The sequence below is a fragment of the Skermanella sp. genome (assembly GCF_059503625.1).
The window spans coordinates 1-2,272 of record NZ_JCACHA010000463.1 but is presented as its reverse complement, the minus strand read 5'-3'; the positions used below and the strand labels follow the sequence as shown (position 1 = coordinate 2,272).

The following is a 2,272-nucleotide window of genomic DNA, read 5'->3' as shown; positions in this document are numbered from 1 at the left end:
TATACCGACCCACCTGCCACCGCGACAGCTCCATGGTTATTTTTGCACCAAGGTCACGTGCCTTTGGTAAACGACAACCTTGATGAACCTCAACCTGCCTGCCGAGTAGCCGTAGATGCCTCGACCCATGGCAGGCAGACCTTAAACTGCGCGCCCATAACCACCCCCTCCTGCACAATGTTGGTGGCGATCAGGCGGCCTCCCATGGCCTCAATAATCCGGTAGCTGACCGCCAATCCCAGTCCCGTTCCCTTGCCAACCTCCTTGGTTGTGAAGAACGGATCGAAGATGTGCGCAAGAGCCTGCGGATCTATCCCTGTGCCGGTATCACACACCATGATCGACAATGTCTCTTCTCCGGCAGCGATCAGCATGGCCACGTCGATTTTTGCCGCCCTTTCGGGTGTGCGCTCTTCTTGGTCCCGGATGGCGTCGCGGGCATTGCTGAGCAGGTTCAGGATGACCTGCTCCAGGTGGAGCGGTCGCCCACGGGTGAAGGCTGGGACATCAGGGAGACATACACTCAGGCTGATGCCGGCGGCGGCGAGTTCACGGTCAAGCAGACGAGTGGCAGCCCGGATGCTGCCACGCGCATCGAACGTCTCCACCCCGCCGCTATCCCGCCGGCTGAATATCCGCATGTGGTCGATGATATGCCGCAGACGCTGGGCCTGTTCAACTGCTACCGTGAGTACCTGTTTGATGTGCTCAGGATCCGCCTGCCCCTCATCGAGGGAGAGCAGAGCGTCCTGGCTCCACAGGCTGATAGCGTTGAGCGGCTGGCTCATCTCGTGCGCGACCCCTGCGGCCAACGTGCCGAGAGTGGCCAGCCGAGAGGCCTGATCCAGTTCCTGCTCAAGACGGAGCCGCTCAGTGACGTCGCGAACGGTGAGGACGATCCCGGCTACGTCAGGATGGTCAAGCAGGTTGGTCGCGATGATCTCAAGGGTCCTCCAACTACCATCGGCAAGTTCCAGCCGCAGCGTCTGGTTTATACTTTCGCGACGATGATCGAGCGCGCTGGCGATCAGATCGGATGCGGCATTGGCTGCTCCTGGAAGAAATGCTGTCAGGCACCGACCCAGGAGCACGGCTTCAGGTCTGCCGAAAACTTGTTCAAGCGAACCGCTCGCATAGGTGATGGTGCCTGTCCTGTCGGTCAGCAGGAGGGCGTCGGACGCATTCTGAACCAGCGCCCGGAACCGCAACTCGCTTCGGCGCAGCGTGTCGGCTTCCCGCCGGGCAAGACGCCGGTCAATCGTGACCGAAAGCATGGCCATCAACAGCAACGTGAAGGCAATCGCCGCCACAAGAGCAGCCAATGCCGTTGATCCCAAACCGCCGTCGCTGGGCGCGGCAAGTCGTTCATCCATGTGAAAGACGGCTGCTGCCATGCCGGTATAGTGCATGCCGGCGACCGCCAGTCCCATGACGAACGCGGCGGCAATCTTCTGCCAGCCGCGGTCGGTACGGAAAGCCAGCCACAGGGCAGCTACCGACGCCAGGACGGCGATCACAATGGAGACGGCCAGCAACTCCGCGTCGTAGGTGATGACGGCCTGCATGCGCATCCCGACCATGCCGAGATAATGCATGGAGACGATCCCGGTGCCCATGAGCACGCCCGCTATGGGCAGGCGGAACCTCGAGGTGCTGTTGCTCCTGACGAGGAAGAACCCGATACCGGTAACGGCGACGGGAAGCACAAGTGACGCTGCGGTCGTGCCGATGTCGTAGGCTACCGGCATCGGCATGATCCAGGCGAGCATGCCGATGAAGTGCATGGACCAGATGCCGCCGCCCATGGCGGCTGCCGCAGCGATCAACCAGGCCCTTGCGGCCCGCCCGGACGTCTTTACCGCCCGCCCGGCGAGATCAAGAGAGGTGAAGGAAGCGAAGACCGCCACGGTGTAGGACAAAAGGACAAGCGTTATATTATAATGTCCAGTCATCATTTCACCGCCTCTACCCGCAGCTTTGGGAAACGCTGGACCTCATGTAACTCCCCATCAACTCTAGTTTATCCGGCTTCCGCAGCGATCACAGGCATTCGCGGAAGCGCCGTTATGGTTCCAAGGTATGAACGGCAAGCCGGAGCATGTCAAATTGTCGAAGCTGATCAGGCTGAGATGGCCTTCGGCATCAGGGTCCATCTCAGAACCCGGTTTGCGCGATCCGGTTTCTATGCCGGCCCACCAAACCCGCTCCGTCTGACCAAGATGCCGGTTGACATGTATAGGAGCATCAATACCATGGTTTCTGTTGCTCCCGA

Annotated in this window: 2 protein-coding genes; both read right to left on the bottom strand. The window is 60.4% G+C overall.

The features are described 5' to 3' along the window. Positions 1 to 89: 89 nt before the first annotated feature. Positions 90 to 1,919: an MHYT domain-containing protein gene (locus AC5JJ6_RS10140; RefSeq protein ID WP_496041921.1), complete on the bottom strand. Its 1,830-nt coding sequence runs from the start codon at positions 1,917 to 1,919 to the stop codon at positions 90 to 92. Between the two features lie 96 nt (positions 1,920 to 2,015). Next, positions 2,016 to 2,272 (bottom strand): hypothetical protein (locus AC5JJ6_RS10135; protein ID WP_496041920.1); only part of this gene is annotated, 257 nt, incomplete at its 5' end.